Source organism: Rhodococcus sp. CX (assembly GCF_015865005.1).
In the GTDB taxonomy this organism is placed as follows: Bacteria; Actinomycetota; Actinomycetes; order Mycobacteriales; family Mycobacteriaceae; genus Rhodococcus.
This window is the reverse complement of sequence record NZ_JADZGH010000084.1, coordinates 1,479-5,141: the sequence shown is the minus strand read 5'-3', so window position 1 is coordinate 5,141 and position 3,663 is coordinate 1,479. Positions and strand designations below refer to the sequence as shown.

3 protein-coding genes are annotated in these 3,663 nt (G+C 71.1%); all 3 read left to right on the top strand.

What is annotated here, in order from left to right; all coding sequences use genetic code 11:
- The coding region (locus I0Q12_RS09235; protein WP_269437589.1) for an SbcC/MukB-like Walker B domain-containing protein at window positions 1-1,566 on the top strand (1,566 nt) is incomplete at its 5' end.
- 176 nt (window positions 1,567-1,742) lie between these two features.
- On the top strand, window positions 1,743-2,528 hold the full coding sequence (locus I0Q12_RS09230) for an SDR family NAD(P)-dependent oxidoreductase (protein ID WP_197251644.1): 786 nt from the start codon (window positions 1,743-1,745) through the stop codon (window positions 2,526-2,528).
- Window positions 2,529-2,582: 54 nt separating this feature from the next.
- Window positions 2,583-3,395, top strand: a complete 813-nt coding sequence (locus I0Q12_RS09225) for an alpha/beta fold hydrolase (protein ID WP_197251643.1) — start codon at window positions 2,583-2,585, stop codon at window positions 3,393-3,395.
- Window positions 3,396-3,663 lie beyond the last annotated feature (268 nt).

The window sequence follows — 3,663 nt, the reverse complement described above, 5'->3', positions numbered from 1 at the left end:
CTCGACGAGGCGCGGCGGGCCGCCGAGGAGTCGGCGGAGCAGGCGGCGGTCGCCGAGGAGTCGTTGACGGCGCAGCAGCAGCGGCTCGAGACGCTGCGGGAGGCGCTCGGTGCGTCCGCGGAGCAGATCGACGAGCAGCTCGAGCAGGCCCGTGCGCGGATCGAGGCGGCGAAGGCGGCGCAGCGCACCGCCCGCAAGGCCTACGACGCGGCGATCGAGCGGATCGGTAAGGCCGAGGCGGCGCACACCGCGGCCGAGCAGACGCTGCGGTCGGCGCTGGTGGAGGCGCTCGCGGACGCCGAGCACCTGGCCCCCTATGCGCGCCCGGAGCTGTTGGGCCTGTTGGGGATCGAGCAGCCGCACGCGTGGCCGGCGGGACCGGCGGCGTGGCTCGACGCCGATCAGCTGGTGTATCGGATCCAGCGCGAGACCGGCGAGGAGGTGCCGGTGCTGCCGGCGGAGGTGTCGGCGCTGTTCGCGTCGCTGCTGGCGGCGACCGAGTCGGTGACGGTGTCGGAGTCGGCCCGGAAGTCGACGCGCACGGCGCTGACGTCGGCGTTGCAGGAGTTCGATGCGCAGCTGGCGGCGGCCGGTCAGGACTACCGGCTGCACTGGGACGCCCCGGACGGGGTGACCGTGGTGCGGGTGCAGGACGAGCAGGGGTTCTCGTCCGTCGGGCAGTTCGCGACGCGGATCGCCGCCGCGCGCCGGGAGCAGGAACTGCTGCTCACCGACGCCGAGCGCCGCATCCTCGAGGACGCGTTGCTGACCGGGCTGGCGCAGCAGATCCACGAGCGCACCGTCGACGCCCGCGCGCTGATCGCCCGGATGGGCGCGGAGATGCGCAAGCGGCACATGTCCTCGGGCAACACGATCGGGGTGCACTGGGCGTTGGCCGATCATCTCGACGACCGGTCGCGGGCGGTGTGCCGCTTGCTGGACCGCGACGCGTCGGCGTTGGGCGCGGACGAATTGTCCGAGGTGCGCGCGCATTTCGCGGCGCAGATCCGCGCCGAGCGGGCGGCGCACCCGGAGCGGTCGTACCCGGAGATCCTGGCCTCGACGCTGGACTACCGGCGGTGGCGGGTGTTCTCGTTCAGCCTGATCTCCGCGGACGGCACCGAGGACCGGTTGACGGTGGCGCGGCATTCGGCGCTGTCCGGTGGTGAGCAGTCGGTGTCGCTACATCTGCCGCTGTTCGCGGCGGCGCACGTGATGCTCGATTCGGCGGATCCGCACGCGCCGCGGCTGCTGGCGCTGGACGAGGCGTTCGCCGGTGTCGACGACACCGGCCGCAGCGAATTGCTGAGCCTGTGTGTGCAGTTCGACCTGGATCTGTTCATGACCGGGTTCGACCTGTGGATCACCTACGCCGGCGTGCCGGCGTGTGCGCACTACGACCTGGCGCATTCGGTGGCCGAGCACACGGTCGCGGCGACGCTGCTGGTGTGGTCGAGTGGGGATCTGCTCGCCGAGCACGACGGGTCGGAGCTGACCGCGGCGCTGGGTTCGCCGGGGACGCGGCGGGTGCTCGCGCCGGTCGAGGGGGCGCTCGAGTTCGCGTAGGCCGTGGGCTGTCGCTACTCGAATTCGCTCCTTTCGCGATCATGAGTGCCGACGCTCGCATACCCTCGGGGAGGAGCCTGGGCGCACTCGTGTGATCCGTCGTCCGGAGTTTCGGTGCATCCGCGGGGCAGGGGCCGTCGCGGGACGAGAACCGGTTTCACCCTCGGAGGGTGGCGATGGAGCTGAATCTCGGCGGAAAGCTCGCGGTGGTCACCGGCGCGAGCAAGGGAATCGGGCTCGCGATCACCGAGCACCTCGTCGACGCGGGCGCCCACGTCGTGGCAGGTTCACGCACCCGCGGCCCACGTCTCGAGGCGCTCGGGTCGGGCGGGAACGTGACGTTCGTTCCCGTCGATCTGATGACCGGTGAAGGTGCCACCGCGTTGGTCGCGGCCGCGGCGCAGCTCGGGGGCGTCGACATTCTGGTCAACAACGCCGGAGCGGTCACCCCGCGGCCGGGTGGATTCCTCACGGTCACCGACGAGGACTGGAATGCGTCGTGGTCGCTCGGAGTGATGGCCGCGGTGCGCACGACCCGCGCCGCGATCCCGGAGATGCTCCGGCGCGGCGGCGGGGCGATCGTCACGATCGGTTCGGTCAACGCGTTCTACCCCGACCCCGGTATCCCCGACTACTGCGCCGTCAAGGCCGCGGTCACCAACCTCACGAAATCCCTGTCGAAAGAGCTCGGCCCCCAGGGAATTCGCGCGAATTCGGTGAGCCCGGGTCCCGTCTCGACCGATCTGTGGATGGGTGCGGGCGGCGTCGCCGAGGTCCTCGGCACGGCGAGCGGCGCGAGTCCGCAGGAGGTCGCGGACGGGGCGGTCGCCGGCACTCCCACGGGACGGTTCACCACCCCAGACGAGGTCGCGGACCTGGTGCTGTTCCTGGCCTCGGACCGGGCAGCGAACATCACCGGTGCCGACATGACGATCGACGGTGGATTCATCACGACGATCTGACCATCGGGCAGTGCTGCCGATGCCCATCCTCCCCACCGGATACGGAGACGACAGATGAGGATCACTCGATTCGCGCGGGCCGCGGTGCAGGTGCTGGCGGTGGTGGCGTTGGCACTCGTGGCGGTCGCCGTGCCCGCGGCGGCCGCGCCGCGGCCGACGATCGTGCTGGTGCACGGCGCGTTCGCGGACACAACCAGTTGGGACGCCGTCGCCGCCGACCTGCGCGGCCGCGGCTACACGGTCGTGGTGCCCGACAATCCGCTGCGCGGTCCGGCCCACGATGCGGCCGCGATCGAGAAGACCCTCGCGGAGATCTCCGGGCCGGTTGTGCTCGTCGGGCACTCCTACGGCGGCGCGGTCATCACCAACACACACAGTCCGAACGTGACGGCGCTCGTCTACATCGCGGCGTTCGCGCCGGCCCAGGGCGAACCCGTCCAGCTGCTGCTCGACCCGATCCGCTTCCCGGGCAGCCAGCTCCTGCCACCGGCCCTGCAAGTCAAGGTCGTCGACGACGACCAGGCCGTCGGCGGCAGGAACCTCGACGGTTACATCGCCGACGACGCGTTCCACCGGGTGTTCGCGCCCGATGTCGGTGATGCCACCGCGGCGACCATGCTCGCCCACCAGAAGTCGATCGCGCTGTGGGCCAACGTCGAACCCTCCGGCCCGACCTCGTGGTCCAGCACACCGTCCTGGTATCTCGTGTCCGCCGGCGACACGGTCATTCCGCCTGCCTCACAGCGCTACATGGCGGGTCGGATCGGCGCCCACACCAGCGAGATCCAGGCCTCCCACGTCGCACTGGTTTCCCGGCCTGCAGTCGTGGCCGACACGATCGCCGCAGCCGCAGACTCCGCGTCGTAGTGACGGGTATCCCGATTTCGTCTCCGTCCGTTCCGCACGCGACCCTGCCCCTGATCCTTCATCCGACCACCGCGCAGCGCCGCACGCCGCCGGCCGTGCGCGCGATGCCCGATATCCCCCATGCGGGGGATGGTCGCAGGCCGGGCCGCGGGCCCACACTGACGAGTGAGGGCAGCACCGCCCGGTCGCGCGAAGCGTAGCGGAAAGACTTTCCGGCAGAACACGTTTCGATGCGCGCCGGTCGTGGAACCTGGCTGCCGTGTCGGTG

Excerpts from the sequence above, each read along its gene's own strand:
- I0Q12_RS09230 (WP_197251644.1), top strand. The coding sequence starts at position 1,743 with ATGGAGCTGAATCTCGGCGGAAAGCTCGCGGTGGTCACCGGCGCGAGC.
- I0Q12_RS09225 (WP_197251643.1), top strand. The coding sequence starts at position 2,583 with ATGAGGATCACTCGATTCGCGCGGGCCGCGGTGCAGGTGCTGGCGGTG.